The sequence below is a fragment of the Pseudomonas sp. 9_2_1 genome (assembly GCF_059295275.1).
Genome location: NZ_CM181239.1, coordinates 4,570,857 through 4,587,721, shown reverse-complemented (window position 1 = coordinate 4,587,721; position 16,865 = coordinate 4,570,857). Strand labels below are relative to the sequence as shown.

The 16,865-nt window shown below is 63.3% G+C and carries 17 protein-coding genes; 8 read left to right on the top strand and 9 right to left on the bottom strand.

Annotated elements, in window-relative coordinates:
• Positions 1–32: 32 nt before the first annotated feature.
• On the top strand, positions 33–605 hold the full coding sequence (locus AC5O5I_RS20875) for an elongation factor P (RefSeq protein ID WP_172222905.1): 573 nt from the start codon (positions 33–35) through the stop codon (positions 603–605).
• Positions 606–663: 58 nt separating this feature from the next.
• Here AC5O5I_RS20875 and AC5O5I_RS20870 read toward each other — a convergent pair whose 3' ends face one another.
• The 3 genes from AC5O5I_RS20870 to AC5O5I_RS20860 form a co-directional block, all read right to left on the bottom strand.
• Entirely contained in the window at positions 664–1,092 is a 429-nt protein-coding gene (locus AC5O5I_RS20870) for an organic hydroperoxide resistance protein (RefSeq protein WP_172285498.1), read from the bottom strand.
• Between the two features lie 139 nt (positions 1,093–1,231).
• Positions 1,232–1,687: a MarR family winged helix-turn-helix transcriptional regulator gene (locus AC5O5I_RS20865; protein WP_494511482.1), complete on the bottom strand. Its 456-nt coding sequence runs from the start codon at positions 1,685–1,687 to the stop codon at positions 1,232–1,234.
• Positions 1,688–1,744: 57 nt separating this feature from the next.
• Positions 1,745–2,698, bottom strand: a complete 954-nt coding sequence (locus AC5O5I_RS20860) for a LysR family transcriptional regulator (protein ID WP_172222914.1) — start codon at positions 2,696–2,698, stop codon at positions 1,745–1,747.
• Positions 2,699–2,810: 112 nt separating this feature from the next.
• On the opposite strand from AC5O5I_RS20860, the gene AC5O5I_RS20855 reads away from it, so the two are divergent.
• On the top strand, positions 2,811–3,560 hold the full coding sequence (locus AC5O5I_RS20855) for a sulfite exporter TauE/SafE family protein (RefSeq protein WP_172222917.1): 750 nt from the start codon (positions 2,811–2,813) through the stop codon (positions 3,558–3,560).
• 126 nt (positions 3,561–3,686) lie between these two features.
• Here AC5O5I_RS20855 and AC5O5I_RS20850 read toward each other — a convergent pair whose 3' ends face one another.
• The gene (locus AC5O5I_RS20850; protein ID WP_172222920.1) at positions 3,687–4,538 is read right to left on the bottom strand and encodes a LysR substrate-binding domain-containing protein; all 852 of its coding nucleotides are present in this window, start codon (positions 4,536–4,538) and stop codon (positions 3,687–3,689) included.
• 96 nt (positions 4,539–4,634) lie between these two features.
• Between AC5O5I_RS20850 and AC5O5I_RS20845 the strand changes: the two genes are divergently transcribed.
• Entirely contained in the window at positions 4,635–4,853 is a 219-nt protein-coding gene (locus AC5O5I_RS20845; RefSeq protein WP_494511481.1) for a DUF1127 domain-containing protein, read from the top strand.
• 117 nt (positions 4,854–4,970) lie between these two features.
• On the opposite strand, the gene AC5O5I_RS20840 is transcribed toward AC5O5I_RS20845, so the two are convergent.
• On the bottom strand, positions 4,971–6,317 hold the full coding sequence (locus AC5O5I_RS20840) for a class II 3-deoxy-7-phosphoheptulonate synthase (RefSeq protein ID WP_172222927.1): 1,347 nt from the start codon (positions 6,315–6,317) through the stop codon (positions 4,971–4,973).
• Positions 6,318–6,431: 114 nt separating this feature from the next.
• Between AC5O5I_RS20840 and AC5O5I_RS20835 the strand changes: the two genes are divergently transcribed.
• Positions 6,432–7,187, top strand: coding sequence for a spermidine synthase (locus tag AC5O5I_RS20835; protein WP_172222930.1), 756 nt, complete (start codon positions 6,432–6,434; stop codon positions 7,185–7,187).
• A gap of 476 nt (positions 7,188–7,663) precedes the next feature.
• Complete coding sequence (locus tag AC5O5I_RS20830; RefSeq protein ID WP_172222933.1) at positions 7,664–9,355, top strand: DEAD/DEAH box helicase; 1,692 nt, start codon at positions 7,664–7,666, stop codon at positions 9,353–9,355.
• A gap of 150 nt (positions 9,356–9,505) precedes the next feature.
• On the opposite strand, the gene AC5O5I_RS20825 is transcribed toward AC5O5I_RS20830, so the two are convergent.
• Positions 9,506–10,273, bottom strand: a complete 768-nt coding sequence (locus AC5O5I_RS20825) for a DODA-type extradiol aromatic ring-opening family dioxygenase (RefSeq protein WP_172222936.1) — start codon at positions 10,271–10,273, stop codon at positions 9,506–9,508.
• Between the two features lie 101 nt (positions 10,274–10,374).
• Here AC5O5I_RS20825 and AC5O5I_RS20820 point away from each other — a divergent pair, with 101 nt between their 5' ends.
• Positions 10,375–11,025 carry a thiopurine S-methyltransferase gene (locus AC5O5I_RS20820; RefSeq protein WP_172222939.1) on the top strand — a complete coding sequence of 217 codons (651 nt, stop codon included), beginning with the start codon at positions 10,375–10,377 and terminating at the stop codon, positions 11,023–11,025.
• A 52-nt stretch (positions 11,026–11,077) separates the two neighbouring features.
• Here the strand turns inward: AC5O5I_RS20820 and htpX are convergent, their stop codons facing one another.
• Positions 11,078–11,965, bottom strand: coding sequence for a protease HtpX (gene htpX / locus AC5O5I_RS20815; RefSeq protein ID WP_003259721.1), 888 nt, complete (start codon positions 11,963–11,965; stop codon positions 11,078–11,080).
• Positions 11,966–12,198: 233 nt separating this feature from the next.
• Positions 12,199–13,410 (bottom strand): pyridoxal phosphate-dependent aminotransferase, encoded by a 1,212-nt coding sequence (locus AC5O5I_RS20810; RefSeq protein WP_172222943.1) that lies wholly within the window; start codon positions 13,408–13,410, stop codon positions 12,199–12,201.
• Between the two features lie 167 nt (positions 13,411–13,577).
• On the opposite strand from AC5O5I_RS20810, the gene msrB reads away from it, so the two are divergent.
• Complete coding sequence (gene msrB, locus AC5O5I_RS20805) at positions 13,578–13,973, top strand: peptide-methionine (R)-S-oxide reductase MsrB (RefSeq protein ID WP_172222947.1); 396 nt, start codon at positions 13,578–13,580, stop codon at positions 13,971–13,973.
• Between the two features lie 13 nt (positions 13,974–13,986).
• Positions 13,987–14,475: a glutathione peroxidase gene (locus tag AC5O5I_RS20800; protein WP_172222950.1), complete on the top strand. Its 489-nt coding sequence runs from the start codon at positions 13,987–13,989 to the stop codon at positions 14,473–14,475.
• Here the strand turns inward: AC5O5I_RS20800 and AC5O5I_RS20795 are convergent.
• A complete protein-coding gene (locus tag AC5O5I_RS20795; RefSeq protein ID WP_494511480.1) occupies positions 14,465–16,822 on the bottom strand; it encodes a hybrid sensor histidine kinase/response regulator in 2,358 nt (785 codons plus the stop codon). The two genes, AC5O5I_RS20800 and AC5O5I_RS20795, sit on opposite strands and share 11 nt — an antisense overlap.
• Positions 16,823–16,865 lie beyond the last annotated feature (43 nt).

Here is a 16,865-nt window from a genome sequence, read left to right as displayed (position 1 = left end):
TTATAAATCCATCCAGATTCGGATACTTCGCAATGAAAACTGGTAAAGAACTGAAACCCGGTACCGTCCTGCGGATCGACAACGACCCGTGGCTGGTACAAAAAGCTGAGTTCACCAAATCGGGCCGTAACAGCGCGATCATGAAGACCAAGCTGAAGAACCTGCTGACCGGCTACAAGACCGAAACCGTCTACGGTGCGGACGACAAGCTGGACGACGTGATCCTGGATCGCAAAGAAGCGACCCTGTCGTTCATCAGCGGTGACTCGTACACCTTCATGGACACCACCGACTACACCATGTACGAGCTGAACGCCGAAGACATCGAAGCCGTTCTGCCGTTCATCGAAGAAGGCATGGAAGACATCTGCGAAGCCGTGTTCTTCGAAGGCCGCCTGGTATCGGTTGAACTGCCGACCACCATCAGCCGTCAGGTTGTCTACACCGAAAACGCTGCTCGAGGCGACACCTCGGGCAAGGTCATGAAGCCTGCCAAGCTGAAGAACGGTACCGAACTGCAGGTTGCCGACTTCATCAACATCGACGAGTGGATCGACATCGACACTCGTGAAGGTGGCGTGTACAAGGGCCGTTCCAAGAAGTAATCCTTCTTGCGAACTGCAAAAAAACCCGGCCAAGGCCGGGTTTTTTTATGCCTGGGATTTACACGGTCACATGCAACCGAACGTCCACATTACCGCGTGTAGCGTTGGAATACGGGCACACATGGTGCGCCTTTTCCACCAGCGCTTCGGCATCGGCCTGTGCCAGGCCCGGCAGGTTGATGTGCAGGTCGATGTCCAGGCCAAAACCGCCCGGGATCTGGCCGATGCCCACCTTGGCGGTGATCGACGCATCGGCCGGCAGGGCTTTTTTCTCTTGGCCGGCGACAAATTTCAAGGCGCCGATGAAGCAGGCCGAGTAGCCGGCAGCGAACATCTGCTCGGGGTTGGTGCCTTCACCCCCTGCGCCGCCCAGCTCCTTTGGGGTGCTCAGCTTGACTTCCAGCTTGCCGTCGCTGGAGCGGGATTTACCGTCACGCCCACCGGTGGAGGTGGCTTCTGCGATGTACAGCGGAGTGACCTTTTGCATCTTGAGCCTCGCTAATGTGCTGTGCGCTCCCGGTTGCAGGAGGGCAGGGTTGGTGTGGGATTTAAATTAGCGCGCAATTAGTTTGCGCGCAAGATAAATAATTGCCGGGCCGCCGAACGGCCATTGCACAGCATAGCAATCAGAGGTTTTTCTGCAGGTTCTCGCGCAGGTTCAGCAGGTCAGCCTGCAGTTGCTGAAGCTGCTGCAGGCTGCGCCCGCTGGCCTTCAGAATGCACTGCGGCACGTCCTTGGCCTTGTCTTGCAGGTCGCGGCCTTTGTTGGTCAGTTGCACCATCACCACCCGTTCGTCCTCGCGGCTGCGGTTGCGCTGCAGCAAGCCTTCGCTTTCCAGGCGTTTGAGCAGTGGGGTCAGCGAGCCCGGGTCGGTGAGCAGGTGCTGGCTGATCTCGCCCACGGTCAGCCCGTCACGTTCCCACAACACGAGCATGGCCAGGTACTGCGGGTAGGTCAGGCCCAGGGCCTGCAGCAGCGGTTTGTAGACTTTGGTCATCAGCAACGAGGTGGAGTGCAGGGCGAAACAGACCTGGTTGTCCAGCAGCAGCTCGTCACAGGAGGCTTGGGTGTCGGCGTTCATGCAGGTCCTTGGAATAATCAATGGGATAGTCTGGCACGCTGATCATTAGTGCGCGCGTTACTGGCGCAGTTCACTGCGCAAGGCCAGGTCCCAGGGTGGAATCGGGCTGAAGCGGCTCTTGAGAAATTCGAGCAGCAAACGGCTGCGAGAGTTCGTTTCATGTGCCAGGCGTAGCGCGTATATACCACTGGTCTCGGCTGCGGGCAGGCCGCCGTCGCAAAACAGCGGTATCAACTCGCCACGCAGCAGGTATTCGCTGATCAGCCAAGTGGGCAGGTGGGCGATGCCCAAACCGGCCAGCGCGCCGAACAGCAGGGTTTCGGCGTTGTTGGCGGCCATGCGCATGCGCGCGGGGCGGTACAAGCGGGTTTGCCCGGCCACGCTGAAGCGCCAGGCGAAAGGCGGCGCTAGGCCGTCCCAGTCCAGGCCGTGGTGCCCAGGCAGCTCGCTGGGGCAGGTGGGTATGCCGCGGCTGGCCAGGTAGGCAGGGCTGGCGCAGGCGATGCGCACCATGTACGCCAGCGGCGTGGCGACCAGGCGGGTGTCGGCCAGCGGGCCGGCGCGCAACACCAGGTCGACCTCGCCCAGGTGGCTGCCATGCATGTCGACAAAGCTGTCGATCAGGCGCAGTTGAACGTCCAGGCCCGGGTATGCCACCAGGAAATCAGCGATGGCCGGGGCCAGGTGACGACGACCGAAGGCCGCGGGGGCGTCGATGCGGATCAGGCCTTCGGGGGCGCTGCTCAGCGACACTGCCTCGGCCCGGGCCAGGCGCAGTTCCTCGATAATGCGCCGGGCCCGCTCGGCGAAGGCGTTGCCGGCGGGTGTGGCACGCACGGCGTGGGTGCTGCGGGTGAACAGGCGGCTGCCGACGGCGCTTTCCAGGTTGTCGATACGCCGGGCCACGGCCGATGGGGTCAGCGGGTGGCGGCGGGCGGCGGCGGAAAAGCTGCCAGTCTCGAGCACATCGAGAAACAGGCTCAGTTGGTCGGTCAGGGTGTCGGGGCTCATGGGTGCCTTGGTTTTGCGGAAAACGCACAGCCATTGTGCGTTGCTGTGCGTTTCCCCGCTAGCGCGCAATCGTTAGCATGCTCGCATTCATAGACAGGCGGACGAGGCCCTGATGATCGAGTGGTTGTTGTATATCGTGCTGGGCGCTGCGCTGGGCACCATGGGTGGCCTGTTCGGCATAGGTGGCGGGCTGATCGCGATTCCGGCGCTGGGCGTGCTGTTTGGGCTGGACCAGCAGCTGGCGCAGGGCACGGCATTGGTGATGGTGGTGCCGAACGTGCTGCTGGCGCTGTGGCGCTACCACCAACGCAACCGCATCGAGCTGCGCCACGCAGTACCGCTGGCGCTGTGCAGCTTCCTGTTCGCCTGGCTGGGATCGATCTGGGCAGTGGGGCTGGATGCGCACTCCATGCGCCTGGGCTTTGTCGGCTTTCTGGTGGCGTTGGCGGTGTGGAACGTGGCGCGCATGTTCATGAGGGTTACGCCGCCCAGTGCGGAGTTGCGCTATGCCTGGCCCTGGTTGGGGGTGCTAGGTAGCTTTGCCGGCACCATGGGCGGGTTGTTCGGGGTAGGTGGGGCGGTGGTGGCCACGCCGATCCTGACCAGCGTGTTCGGTACCACGCAGGTGGTGGCGCAGGGGCTGTCGCTGGCGCTGGCGGCGCCGAGTACCCTGGTGACGCTGGTGACCTATGGCGTGCACCAGAGCGTTGACTGGGGGGTGGGGATTCCACTGGCGGTGGGTGGCATGCTCAGCATCAGCTGGGGGGTGAGGCTGGCCCATGCCTTGCCGGAGAAGGTATTGCGGGCGATGTTCTGCGTGTTCCTGGTGGTGTGTGCGGTGATGCTCGGCTTTGAACTTTGAGAATTTGGGGCCGCTTTGCGGCCCATCGCCGGCAAGCCAGCTCCCACAGGCACCCCACAGTGTTCGGGCCTGTGATAACCCTGTGGGAGCTGGCTTGCCGGCGATGGGGTGCGAAGCGCCCCCGGCTTACTTGAACCCTTCGACGATATAATCGGCCATGCAGTCAGTAATCGGTGAAGGGTTCTGGGTACTGCGCACCAGCATCACATTGGCCACTGGCAACTGCGGTAGCCCATCCTGTTCACCCAATATGCGGATGTTTCCGCCAATCAGGCTTTGCAATTGCGCCGTCACCGCCAGCCCCGCTGTGACAATGGCAAAGATCGCCGCCAGGCTTGGGCTGGTATAGGCAATGCGGTAATCGATGCCCTGTGCCTCAAGCGCATTGCACGTCCAGGCGCGGCAGAAACAATCGGTGTTGAACAACGCTACAGGCATCGGCCGTTGCTCCTGCGGGCAGAAGCCTTCGGCAGCGGCCCATACCAGCCGTTCCTGACGCAGCAGCTGGCCAATCTCGTTGCCCGGTTCGCGGGTGACGATGGTCAGGTCCAGGTCCTGGCGCAGCATGAGTTGTCGCGAAGTATCGCAGTGCACCTCAACCTGGATCAGCGGGTAGGCCTGGGCAAAACTGGAGAGAATGGTCGGCAGAAAGCGCATGGCGTAGTCGTCTGGCGTGCCGATGCGCACCTGCCCGACCATGTGTGGCATGCGCAGGGTGTTGAACACCTCGCCGTGCAGCTTGAGGATGCGCCGCGCATAGCCCAGCAGCACCTGGCCCTCGGCGGTCAGGCGTACCTGCCGACCATCACGCTCGAACAGCTGGCGCTGCAGGATGTCTTCCTCCAGGCGTTTCATCTGCATGCTCACCGCCGACTGGGTGCGGTTGACGACCTCGCCGGCACGGGTGAAGCCGCCTTGTTCGGCGATGGCGACGAAGGTGCGCAGTACGTCCGGGTCGAGGCTCTGGTACTGGGACATTGCATCAATCTCTGAGATGCATGGCATCAGAAACATTCGTTGGATTGATCTTAAGCCCGGCGTGAAACTGAGGCCATCAACACGGAGGGCTTCACGATGAAAGGTCAAGTCAGCAGCATCCGGCAACCTGTGTTTTCCCTGAATCACCTGTGGCATGTTGCCTTGCAGCGCCCGTTGCGCTGGCTGCAACTGCACCGTCAGCGGCGGGAGCTGGCCAGTCTCAGCGATGCGATCTTGCATGACCTGGGGTTGAGCAGGGTAGATATCCAGCAAGAGGCCGAGCGGCATTTCTGGGATGATCCGCTGCGTAAATAGGCTGAGTTTGTCGGTGGGCTTACCGGCCTATTCGCGGGCACGCCCGCTCCCACAGGTACTGCACAGCTCTCAAGTCTTGTGCAAAACCTGTGGGAGTGGGCGTGCCCGCGAATGCTTTTAGCGCCGCACCTGCTTGAGCGTCTCGGCAATCAGAAAGGCCAGCTCCAGCGACTGGTCGGCGTTCATCCGTGGGTCGCAGTGGGTGTGATAGCGGTCCGACAGCGCATCCTCTGTGATCGGCCGGGCGCCGCCGATGCACTCGGTGACGTTCTGCCCGGTCATCTCGATATGGATGCCGCCGGCATGACTGCCCTCGGCCTGGTGCACCTGGAAGAACTGCTTCACCTCGTCCAGGATCTGCGCAAAGTCACGGGTCTTGTAACCGCTGCTGGCCTTGATGGTGTTGCCGTGCATCGGGTCCGAGCTCCACAGCACCTTGCGCCCTTCGCGCTCGACGGTGCGGATCAGCCCCGGCAGGTGATCGCCGACCTTGCTCGCACCCATGCGCACGATCAGGTTCAAACGCCCCGGGTCGTTGGCCGGGTTGAGCGCGTCGATCAGGCGGATCAGCTCTTCGGGGTTCATGCTGGGGCCAACCTTGACCCCGATCGGGTTGTGCACGCCGCGCAGGAACTCGACGTGGGCTCCGTCCAGCTGGCGGGTACGGTCGCCGATCCACAGCATGTGCGCCGAGCAGTCGTAGTAGTCGCCGGTCAGGCTGTCCTGGCGGACAAAGGCTTCTTCATAGTTCAGCAGCAGTGCTTCGTGGGCGGTGAAAAAGCTGGTTTCGCGCAGTTGCGGCGCACTGTCCAGGCCGCAGGCGCGCATGAACGCCAGGGTCTCGTCGATGCGGTTGGCCAGCTGGTGGTACTTGTCGGCCAGCGCCGAGTTGGCGATGAAGTCCAGGTTCCACTTGTGCACTTGGTGCAGGTCGGCAAAGCCGCCCTGGGCAAAGGCACGCAGCAGGTTGAGGCTGGCGGTGGCCTGGTGGTAGGCCTGCAGCAGGCGCTCCGGGTCGGGGATGCGGCTTTTCGGGTCGAAACCGATGCCGTTGACGATGTCGCCGCGATAGGCTGGCAGGGTGATGTCGCCGATGGTTTCATCGCCCGCCGAACGTGGCTTGGCAAACTGCCCGGCCATGCGCCCCACCTTGACCACCGGGCAGCCGGCGGCAAAGGTCATGACAATGGCCATTTGCAGCAGCACCTTGAAGGTATCGCGGATTTTTGCCGCCGAGAACTCGGCGAAGCTCTCGGCGCAGTCGCCGCCCTGCAGCAGGAAGGCGCGGCCTTCGGTGACCTCTGCAAACTGCCGGCGCAGCTCGCGTGCCTCGCCCGCGAACACCAGCGGCGGGTAGCTGGCCAGGGTTTGCTCAACCTTCAGCAGGTGCGCGGCATCGGGGTAGGTCGGTTGCTGCTGGATCGGCAGGGCGCGCCAGCTGTCGGGGCTCCACGGTTGGTTCATCTCGGGCTCGGTCTTGTAGGTTATAGGCTTCAGGCCATGGTATCAGTTGGCGCTGTGCTTGTTGCATCACGGGTGTTGACGGACAATGCGCGTTTTGCGCGGGCGGGTGTGAGCATGACGGCGGAACGGGAAGAGCGGCTACTGGCACGGGTGGAGGATGCCTTTGGCGTCATCAGCGTGTACGAAGTGGACGACTACCGCTTTCTGGAGTTCGGCGATGCCATCGAGCAGAGCTGCGTGTTCACGGCCGACCCCAGCTGGCTGGAGTATGACTACACCCGCGCCATGCTGGTCGGGGCGCTGTGCCATCCGCAACCGGAGAGCGCGCTGTTTCTTGGCCTGGGTGCCGGCACGCTGACCCAGGCCTGCATGAAGTTCCTGCCGCTGGAAGACATCGAAGCCATCGAGCTGCGCCCGGACGTGCCGCGCCTGGCCATGGAGCACCTGGGCCTGGATGACGACCCGCGGCTGTACGTGCGTATCGGCGATGCCCTGGAGTTGCTGCCCACGGCAGAGAAGGCCGACCTGCTGTTCGTCGACCTGTATACCGACCATGGGCCGGGGGTAGGGCACCTGGCGTGGAAGTTTCTGGAAAACTGCCAGCAGCAGCTGAACCCGGGTGGTTGGCTGGTGATCAACCAGTGGGCCACCGATGACGGCAAGCCGCTGGGCGCGGCGTTGCTGCGCGGGTTGTACCACCGGCATTACTGGGAGTTGCCGGTGAAGGAGGGCAATGTGATATTGCTGGTGCCGGCGGACCTGGAGCAGATGCTGGATATGGACGGGCTGCGAGCACGGGCGCAGGCTTTGGCCCCGACCTTGGGGTATGGCCTTGAAGGGTTGATCCGCGAGATTCGCCCCGCTACTTGATGAAACTGTGCTGTGGCTGCTGGCCCTATCGCCGGCAAGCCAGCTCCCACAGGGGGCGCTTTTGGCTTTAGATTCATGTACCCCTTCGCGAGTGCAGTGATCTCAACCGTGATGCTGTCCCTGTGGGAGCTGGCTTGCCGGCGATAGGGCCGGTGCAGGCAGTAAAGCATTATCGATTCAGCCCCAGGCCATCTGATGGCCCGATACTGGCGCCGCACCCTGAAAATATTCCTCACTTCCTGCGCTATTTCGGGTATAGTACGCGCCGGTCTTTTAGCGGACCTCAAAATCAGGTGGTGCAAATCCTCCGAGTCCAGCTTCGGCTGCACGTCCGCTAGGCGGACCTTCCCAAGTTTTCTTTTTCAATCGTTTTCGCAAATCCCCGCCGACAAAGCTGCCTGGGTGACCTTCCGGTCTTTCAAGGCATGTGCAGCTTTGCAGCATGGGTCTTTGCGGATGCACTTAGAGGCAGACCCATGACCCAGGAAACCGGCGGCTTCGCCGCTCTCGATCTTAATCCGAATATTGTTGCTGCCGTTCTGGCGACCGGCTACGAAGAGCCGTCCGCCATTCAGCAACAATCGATCCCGATCATCCTCGCCGGTCACGACATGATCGGCCAGGCGCAGACTGGCACCGGCAAGACCGCTGCCTTCGCCCTGCCGATCCTCAACAAGATCGATGTGAGCAAGCGCGAGCCGCAAGCCCTGATCCTGGCGCCAACCCGTGAGTTGGCGCTGCAAGTTGCTACCGCTTTCGAAACCTACGCCAAGCAGATGCCGGGCGTTAACGTGGTAGCTGTATACGGTGGTGCCCCGATGGGCCCACAGCTGCGTGCCATCCGTAACGGTGCGCAAATCGTCGTGGCCACCCCAGGCCGTCTGTGCGACCACCTGCGTCGTGACGAAAAAGTCCTGTCGACCGTGCAGTACCTGGTACTGGACGAAGCCGACGAGATGCTGAAGCTGGGCTTCATGGATGACCTCGAAGTGATCTTCGACGCAATCCCGGCTACCCGTCAGACCGTGCTGTTCTCCGCTACCCTGCCGTCGTCGATCCGCTCGATCGCCGAACGCCACCTGCGCGAACCCAAGCACGTCAAGATCCAGAGCAAGACCCAGACCGTCACCGCGATCGACCAGGCCCACCTGATGGTCCATGCCGACCAGAAGATCCCGGCTGTGCTGCGCTTGCTGGAAGTGGAAGAGTTCGACGCGCTGATCGCCTTCGTACGTACCAAGCAAGCCACCCTGGACCTGGCCGCCGCGCTGGAAGCCAAGGGCTACAAGGCTGCCGCGCTGAACGGCGACATCGCCCAGAACCAGCGTGAGCGCGTGATCGAATCGCTCAAGGATGGCCGCCTGGACATCGTCGTCGCCACCGACGTCGCTGCCCGTGGCCTGGACGTACCGCGCATCACTCACGTGTTCAACGTCGACATGCCGTACGACCCCGAGTCCTACGTACACCGTATCGGCCGTACCGGCCGTGCCGGTCGCGATGGCCGTGCACTGCTGCTGGTCACCCCGCGTGAGCGCCGCATGCTGCAGGTGATCGAGCGTGTTACCGGGCAGAAAGTTGCCGAAGCCCGCCTGCCGAACGCTCAGGCTGTGCTGGATGCCCGCATCAAGAAGCTGACCTCGAGCCTGGCGCCGCTGGTAGCCGAAGCAGAAGCCACCCATGGCGAACTGTTCGACCGCCTGACCGCCGACCTGGGTTGCAGTGCCCGTGCCCTGGCTTCGGCCCTGCTGCGCAAGGCCACCAATGGCCAGGCGCTGGACCTGGCAGCGGTAGAGCGTGAGCAGCCGCTGGTGCCGGGCGTGGGTGCCCCGCGTGGCGAGCGTACCGAGCGCTCGGACCGTGGCGAGCGCAGCGACCGTGGTGATCGTGGTGACCGCGAGCGCCGTGCGCCGCTGCCGCTGGCCGAAGGCCGCGTACGTTGCCGTACTGCCCTGGGTGCCCGTGACGGCATCGCAGCCAAGAACCTGCTGGGCGCGATCCTCAACGAAGGTGGCCTGGCCCGTGATGCGATCGGTCGTATCCAGGTGCGCGACAGCTTCAGCCTGGTCGAGCTGCCGGAAGACGGCCTCGAGAAGCTGCTGACCAAGCTCAAGGACACCCGCGTGGCCGGCAAGCAGCTGAAGCTGCGTCGCTATCGCGAGGATTGATCCTGGCGCAATAAAAAAATCCCCGGCCTCGGCTGGGGATTTTTTTTGCCTGAACCATTTTGCGGCTGCTGCGCAATCCATCGCGGCGCGCGGTCCCCTGTAGGAGCGGCCTTGTGTCGCGAAAGGGGTGCAAAGCGCCCCCGGCGATCTTCAGTCGAACCGATAAATGTCCATGCCCAGCGCTCCCAGGGTGAACCCCTGGTGCACCACCCCAAACCTGCCCCCAGCCCCCAGGGCAAAGAACAACGGCAGCAAATGTTCGTCACTCGGATGGTTACGCACGGCAAACGGCGCCTGCTGCCGATAGCCCAGCAATGCCTCCTGATCATCCGTCCGGAGCTTCTCCACCACCCAATCCCTGAACGCCAGCGCCCAAGGCTCGATCACCTCGGGCCCGGCGTGCCAGTCCAGCTCGCCCAGGTTATGGGTAATGCTGCCCGAGCCAATCAGCAGCACACCTTCGTTGCGCAACTGCGCTAGCGCCTGGCCGACCTTTACCTGCAGCAGCGGCCCCCTGTGGCTGGGCAGCGAAACCTGCACCACCGGAATACTGGCCTCCGGGTACATCAGTGACAGCGGCACCCAGGCGCCATGGTCGAATGGCCGCTGCGCGTCCAGCCGCGCTGGCAACCCCGCAGCCTGCAACAAGTCACTGACCTGGCCGGCCAGGCCGGGCTCGCCGGGCGCGGGGTATTGCACCGCATACAAGGCCGGCGGGAAGCCGTGGAAGTCGTGCCAGGTTTGCGGCTGTGCGCTACCGGTTACCAGCAGTTCGCGGCTCTCCCAGTGCGCCGACACCACCACGATCGCTTTCGGCCGTGGCAGAGCGTTGGCGAGCCCGGCCAGGGCTGGGCCACTGGCACCGGGGTGCAGGGCGAGCATGGGGGAACCATGGGAGATGAACAGGCTGGGCAGCATGGCGGGGTCCTGAGGGTTAAGATGCACTCATCTTCGAGCATGTACAGATCGAAATCCAAACCAAGTTTTACCAACAAACCATCTAAAAATCGGGAGTGATCATGGAGCCAGCGTTCTGGCAGCAGCGATGGGCAGACAATCAGATCGGCTTTCACCAGGCGCAGGTGAACCCCTACCTGCAGCAGTACTGGCCACAGCTGCAGCTGGCGCCGGGCAGCCGCGTGCTGGTGCCGCTGTGTGGCAAGAGCCTGGATCTGGTCTGGTTGGCGGGGCAGGGGTATCGGGTATCGGGCGTGGAGCTGTCGCGGCGGGCGGTGGAGGATTTCTTTCGCGAGCATGGTCTTGAAGCCGAGGTGCGGCAGTGCGGGGTCTTTGAGGTGTGGCGCAGTGGTGACCTGGAGCTGTGGTGTGGCGATTTCTTTGCGCTACGCAGTGAGGACATTGGCGACTGCGTGGGGCTTTATGACCGGGCGGCGCTGATTGCGTTGCCGGTAGAAATGCGTGCGAGGTACATGCAGGCACTATCGGCTTTGTTGCCGGAGGGTTGCCGAGGGTTGGTGGTGACGCTGGAATATGACCAGTCGCTGCTGGCCGGGCCGCCGTTTTCGGTGGGGGATGGAGAGTTGCGGCGCGGGTTTGCCGGCTGGCAGGTGGTTGAGCTGGAGGGGGTGCAGGTGATCGGGAGCAGCCCGAAGTTTGTGCAGGCCGGGGTATCCAGTTTGCTGGAGCGGGTTTACCGGGTCAGCCGCTGACAGGCGTACAAAAAAGGGCGACCGAAGTCGCCCTTTTCGTTTACTTGATGAATCAACCGCGACGGCGCAGGGCTTCGATACGGTCTTCCAGTGGCGGGTGGCTCATCAGCAGCCCGGCCAGACCGTGCTTCAGGCCGCCGTTGATGCCGAACGCCTTCATGGTGTCGGGCATGTGCACCGGCAGGCCTTGCTCCACGCGCAGGCGCTGCAGGGCGCCGATCATGGCGGCGGTGCCGGCCAGTTGTGCACCGGCTTCGTCGGCGCGGTACTCGCGGCGGCGCGAGAACCACATCACGATCATGCTGGCCAGGATGCCCAGGATCAGCTCGGCAACGATGGTCGCCACGTAGTAGGCGATGCCCTGGCCTTCTTCGTTCTTGAAAATGACCTTGTCGACGAAGTTGCCGATGATGCGGGCGAAGAACATCACGAAGGTGTTCACCACGCCCTGCACCAGCGCCAGGGTGACCATGTCGCCGTTGGCCACGTGGCCGATTTCGTGGGCCAGCACCGCGCGCACTTCATCGGGCGAGAATCGCTCCAGCAGGCCCTGGGAAACCGCTACCAGGGCGTCGTTGCGGTTCCAGCCGGTGGCGAAGGCGTTGGCCTCGTAGGCGGGGAAGATACCCACCTCGGGCATTTTGATGCCCGCCTCGCGGGACAGCTCCTCGACCGTTTGCAGCAGCCATTGCTCATGGCGGGTACGCGGCTGGCTGATGATCTGGGTGCCCGTGGTCATCTTCGCCATCCACTTGGAGATGAACAGCGAGACGAGGGAGCCGGCAAAGCCGAACACGGCGCAGAACACCAGCAGGCTGCTGAGGTTGAGATCGACGCCGTTGGCCGCCATGAACCCGTTGAAACCGAACAGGCTCAGGGTAATGCTTGCAACCAGCACCACCGCAAGGTTGGTGGCTACAAACAACAGAATGCGCATCATGGTTGTTACGTTCTCCTGACGGATAAGTTGTCGCTTACTGCGGGGTATATAAGGGCCCTGCGGCGCTGATTCAATCGGGCGACTATTTCAAACTGTGTACGGCGGAGTATGGCAGAGGATGGCGTGGGGGCTTTGGGGTAGAGCGTTGCAGGATGTAAGAAGCGGCGCATGCCCTGTGATGCGCCGCGCGGGCGGCGCTCGATGCAGGCGCCACCACAAAAAAACGCCGAACCTTACTGCGAATAAGTCCGCAGGAAATTGCCAATCCGCCCAATCGCCGCTTCCAGGTCATCCACCCGCGGCAAGGTCACCACGCGGAAGTGATCCGGCCACGGCCAGTTGAACGCGGTACCCTGAACGATCAGCAGTTTCTCTGACAGCAGCAAGTCCAGCGCGAACTTCTCGTCGTTGAGAATCGGGCAAACCTTCGGGTCGATCCGCGGGAACGCATAAAGCGCGCCCATCGGCTTCACGCAGCTTACCCCGGGGATGTCGTTCAGCAGCTCATAGGTGCGGTTGCGCTGCTCCAGCAGGCGGCCCGGCGGCAGCACCAGGTCGTTGATGCTCTGGTAGCCGCCCAGCGCGGTCTGGATGGCATGCTGCGCCGGCACGTTGGCGCACAGGCGCATGTTGGCCAGCATGTCGATGCCTTCGATGTAGCTTTGCGCGTGGTGCTTGGGCCCGGAGATGATCAGCCAGCCGGAACGGAAGCCTGCCACCCGGTACGACTTGGACAGGCCGTTGAAAGTCAGGCACAGCAGGTCGGGGGCCAGCGAGGCGGTGCTGATGTGCACGGCTTCGTCGTACAGGATCTTGTCGTAGATCTCGTCGGAGAACACCACCAGGTTGTGCTGGCGGGCCAGCTCCAGCATGCCCAGCAGCAGCTCTTTGGAATACACCGCGCCGGTCGGGTTGTTCGGGTTGATGATCACCAGCGCCTTGGTATTGGGGGTGATCTTGGCCTTGATGTCTTCAAGGTCGGGGAACCAGTCGGCCTGCTCGTCGCACAGGTAATGCACCGGCTTGCCACCGGCCAGGCTCACGGCGGCGGTCCACAGCGGGTAGTCCGGCGCCGGGATCAGCACCTCGTCGTTATTGTTCAGCAGCGCCTGCATCGACATCACGATCAGCTCGGACACACCGTTGCCGAGGTAGATGTCCTCGATGGTGACGCCTTCGATGTCCTTCTGCTGGCAGTACTGCATCACCGCCTTGCGCGCGCTGAACAGGCCCTTGGAGTCGCTGTAGCCTTGTGCGGTGGGCAGGTTGCGGATCACATCCTGAAGGATTTCATCGGGCGCCTCGAAGCCAAACGGCGCCGGGTTGCCGATGTTCAGCTTGAGGATGCGGTGGCCTTCCTCTTCCAGGCGCTTGGCGTGCTTGAGCACTGGGCCGCGAATGTCGTAGCAGACATTGGCGAGCTTGTTCGATTTGCTGAACTGCATGATGGGATCCCGGTTGAGAATACGCACAATGCCCCGCCGAAAGGTTTGAAAGGGCAGGGCGCGGGTGCCAGACTGAACGCCTGGCACACGAAGCCAACTAATATACGTGCCACCCGCGCCCCGGAAAAGACGGCGCGGGGTGAAATTCAGCCTGCCGAGGTCCCTACATGAAAAAGATCGAAAAAACCCTGGATGAATGGCGGTCGATGCTCGACCCCGAGCAGTACCAGGTCTGCCGCCTGAAGGGCACCGAGCGACCGTTCAGCGGCAAGTACAACAGCGAGCGCCGCGACGGCATCTACCATTGCATCTGCTGCGGCCTGGCGCTGTTCGATGCGCAGACCAAATTCGACTCCGGCTGCGGCTGGCCGAGCTTCTACGCACCGATCGAAGACAGCGCAATGATCGAGATCCGTGACACTACCCATGGCATGATCCGCACCGAAGTCACCTGTGCCAAATGTGATGCGCACCTGGGCCACGTGTTCCCCGATGGCCCGCCACCGACCGGCCTGCGTTACTGCATCAACTCGGTGTGCATCGACCTGCGCCCGCGCGACTGACAGGAGCCCGACCATGGCGGCATCGATGCTGGACATCCCCTGCGTGACCCTGGGCGGCGAGCACAAGAAGCTCGGCGACTTCCCGGGCAAGCTGCTGCTGGTGGTGAACACCGCCAGCCAGTGCGGTTTTACCCCGCAGTACAAAGGCCTGGAGCAGCTGTGGCAGCACTACCGCGAGCGCGGCCTGGTGGTGCTGGGCTTTCCGTGCAACCAGTTCGGCAAGCAGGAGCCGGGCGAAGCGCGGGAGATTGCGCAGTTCTGCGAGCGCAATTTCGGCGTGAGCTTCCCGCTGTTTCGCAAGGTCGAGGTCAACGGCGCGGGGGCGCACCCGCTGTTTGTCGAGCTCAAGCAGCGTGCGCCGGGCATTCTGGGTAGCCAGAAGATCAAGTGGAACTTCACCAAGTTCCTCGTCGATCCGGCCAGCGGCCAGGTCACGCGCTATGCCCCCACTACCAAGCCGCAGGCCCTGGAAGCGGACATCGAGCGCCTGCTCAGCCGTTAAGCGGCACCCAGTGGTCGACCAGCGCCAGTAGCTCTTCGCGGCGAAACGGCTTGGCCAGGTAGTCGTTCATGCCCGCCGCCCGGCAGCGTTCGCGCTCTTCGGGCATGGCGTTGGCGGTGAGGGCGACGATTGGCAGATCTGGCCAGCGCCCGCTGTGGCGGATGCGCCGGCTGGCCTCGTAGCCATCCATCACCGGCATGTTGCAGTCCATCAGTACCAGGTCGAACGCGTCTTGCTCCAGCAGCTCCAGGGCCTCGGCGCCCTGGGTGGCCAGTTGCACCTGGCAGCCGAGCTTGGCCAGCATGCCCTTGGCCACCAGCTGGTTCACCGGGTTGTCTTCCACCAGCAGAATCCGCGCGCGGCCTTGCTCGCGGCTGATGGCGGGGCTGGCCAGCGGGTGCTCGGGCTCCTGGCCTTGCAGGGTGCGGCGCAGGGTCTGGTACAGGGCGTTGCGGGCCAGGGGCCGGGCCAGTTGGTGCAAGGGGGCGAGGGCCAGCGACTGCTCACTGGACAGGAAATTGCCATAGGCGGTTACCAGCAGAATCGGTATTTTCAGCGCCGGGCGCAGCTCGAACAGGTGGTCCACATCGTCAGTGATCAACAGGTCGATGGTGGCGGCGTCCAGCGCAGTGACGCTGTCATGGCGCTGATAGCTCAGGCCCCAGCCGGGCAGCAAGTCCTGCAGCAGTTCATTGAGACCGCTGCCGGCGGCGCTCAGCGCTGCCACACGGCCATGCAGCGGCGCCGGCGGGATTGCTTCGGTGTGCACGGCCAGCGGCAGCTCGGCGGTAAACCAGCTGCCAAAGCCCGCTTCGGAGCGAATGTGCAGGTGGCCGTGCATTGCCTTGCACAGGTTGCGGGTCAGTGCCAGGCCCAGGCCGGTGCCGCCGTACTGGCGGGTAATGCCGGCGCCGGCCTGGGTGAACGGCTGGAAGATGCGCGCCTGGGCGTCTTCGGGGATGCCGATGCCGGTGTCGCGCACTTCCAGGCGCACACCGCCGACGATGGCCACCAGGCGCACGTCCACGCGGCCGAAGCGGGTGAACTTGAGCGCGTTGGACAACAGGTTGCTGACGATCTGCCGCACCCGTGTGGGGTCGCCGAGCACGCTGCTGGGGAAGTCGCGGGCGATCAGGCAGGTCAGCTCGACGCTTTGTGCGGTGTTTTGCGACAGCAGGTTGGCGGTGTCTTCGACCATCGAGCCCATGTCGAAGGCGATGCGCTCCAGCTCCAGCTGGCCGGCGTCGAACTTGGACAGGTCGAGGATATCGTTCAGCAACTCCACCAGCACCTTGCCCGAGTCGTGGGCGATTGCCAGTTGCTGGCGCTGCTCGCTGGGCAGCGGGCTGTCCAGCGCCAGGGCGATCATGCCGAGCATGCCGTTTAACGGGGTGCGGATTTCGTGGCTCATGTTGGCCAGGAAGGCGGCGCGCGCCTGGGCCATGTCCAGGGCACGGCAGCGAGCGATCTCCAGCTCCTGGTTGGACAGGCTCAGGCTGCTGTTGCTGGCTTTCAGCTCATTGGTGCGCGCCGAGACGATGTCTTCCAGCTCGTTGAGGTACTGGGTGAGGCGGTTTTCCGCCGTGCGCCGCTGTTCGATCTCGGTGGCCATGCTGACGAACTGCTGGTTGGCGACCTTCACCAGCACGCCGATTTCGTCGTGCTCGTGGCCGTGTGGGCATGCCAGGCGGGTTTGCCGCGGCTTGCGCGGGTCGCTGCCGCTGAGCGCGCCGATCACGGTTACCAGCGGCTTGGTCAGCATCATGTAGAACAGCCCCAGCAGGATGCCGGTGAGCACCAGGCTGCGGGCAAAGCCGTTGAGCAGGGTAATGCCGGCACGCTCCAGGAAGCGGCTGCCGAAGGCATAGGTGTCGACGTCCAGGTAGAGGGTGCCGAGGTACTCCTCGGGCATGTGGGTGAGGTACAGGCGCTCGTCGAGCTGGCGCTTCTCGCCGAACAGGAAGTCGCTCAGTGGCCGGTAGCGATCCTCCAGGCGGGGGCGCTCGACATCGGCCAGCACCGTGTCGTTGTTGTCGATCAGCCGTGCGCGGATGATTGCCGGCGACTGCAGCAGGCCGCGGGTGAGCTCCAGCGCCAGCTCCGAGTCGATGTTGTAGGCGATGCGCGAGGCCGGGTTGTGGCTGATTTGCAGCAAGGCACGCACTTCGCGGTTGATGGACGCGTCTTCGCTGGCATAATCGATGCCGATCTGGATGAGACTGAGCAATGTTCCCAGGATGAAGCCGACCAGGACTGTCAACCGGGCTTGCTTGTATGACAGGCGATTGGTGAACTTGATATCCATGAGTCCCGAGCCGGTTTCACGTCCCTTGCGCTGCGCAAGCATAGCCGAATAGCCCCGGCTGCTGGCGGGCCTGTCACACATTCAG

Bases quoted from the DNA above. Each gene is read 5' to 3' on its own strand.
- AC5O5I_RS20875 (WP_172222905.1), top strand. From the start codon at position 33: ATGAAAACTGGTAAAGAACTGAAACCCGGTACCGTCCTGCGGATCGAC.
- AC5O5I_RS20870 (WP_172285498.1), bottom strand. From the start codon at position 1,092: ATGCAAAAGGTCACTCCGCTGTACATCGCAGAAGCCACCTCCACCGGT.
- AC5O5I_RS20865 (WP_494511482.1), bottom strand. From the start codon at position 1,687: ATGAACGCCGACACCCAAGCCTCCTGTGACGAGCTGCTGCTGGACAAC.
- AC5O5I_RS20860 (WP_172222914.1), bottom strand. From the start codon at position 2,698: ATGAGCCCCGACACCCTGACCGACCAACTGAGCCTGTTTCTCGATGTG.
- AC5O5I_RS20855 (WP_172222917.1), top strand. From the start codon at position 2,811: ATGATCGAGTGGTTGTTGTATATCGTGCTGGGCGCTGCGCTGGGCACC.
- AC5O5I_RS20850 (WP_172222920.1), bottom strand. From the start codon at position 4,538: ATGTCCCAGTACCAGAGCCTCGACCCGGACGTACTGCGCACCTTCGTC.
- AC5O5I_RS20845 (WP_494511481.1), top strand. From the start codon at position 4,635: ATGAAAGGTCAAGTCAGCAGCATCCGGCAACCTGTGTTTTCCCTGAAT.
- AC5O5I_RS20840 (WP_172222927.1), bottom strand. From the start codon at position 6,317: ATGAACCAACCGTGGAGCCCCGACAGCTGGCGCGCCCTGCCGATCCAG.
- AC5O5I_RS20835 (WP_172222930.1), top strand. From the start codon at position 6,432: ATGACGGCGGAACGGGAAGAGCGGCTACTGGCACGGGTGGAGGATGCC.
- AC5O5I_RS20830 (WP_172222933.1), top strand. From the start codon at position 7,664: ATGACCCAGGAAACCGGCGGCTTCGCCGCTCTCGATCTTAATCCGAAT.
- AC5O5I_RS20825 (WP_172222936.1), bottom strand. From the start codon at position 10,273: ATGCTGCCCAGCCTGTTCATCTCCCATGGTTCCCCCATGCTCGCCCTG.
- AC5O5I_RS20820 (WP_172222939.1), top strand. From the start codon at position 10,375: ATGGAGCCAGCGTTCTGGCAGCAGCGATGGGCAGACAATCAGATCGGC.
- htpX (WP_003259721.1), bottom strand. From the start codon at position 11,965: ATGATGCGCATTCTGTTGTTTGTAGCCACCAACCTTGCGGTGGTGCTG.
- AC5O5I_RS20810 (WP_172222943.1), bottom strand. From the start codon at position 13,410: ATGCAGTTCAGCAAATCGAACAAGCTCGCCAATGTCTGCTACGACATT.
- msrB (WP_172222947.1), top strand. From the start codon at position 13,578: ATGAAAAAGATCGAAAAAACCCTGGATGAATGGCGGTCGATGCTCGAC.
- AC5O5I_RS20800 (WP_172222950.1), top strand. From the start codon at position 13,987: ATGGCGGCATCGATGCTGGACATCCCCTGCGTGACCCTGGGCGGCGAG.
- AC5O5I_RS20795 (WP_494511480.1), bottom strand. From the start codon at position 16,822: ATGCTTGCGCAGCGCAAGGGACGTGAAACCGGCTCGGGACTCATGGAT.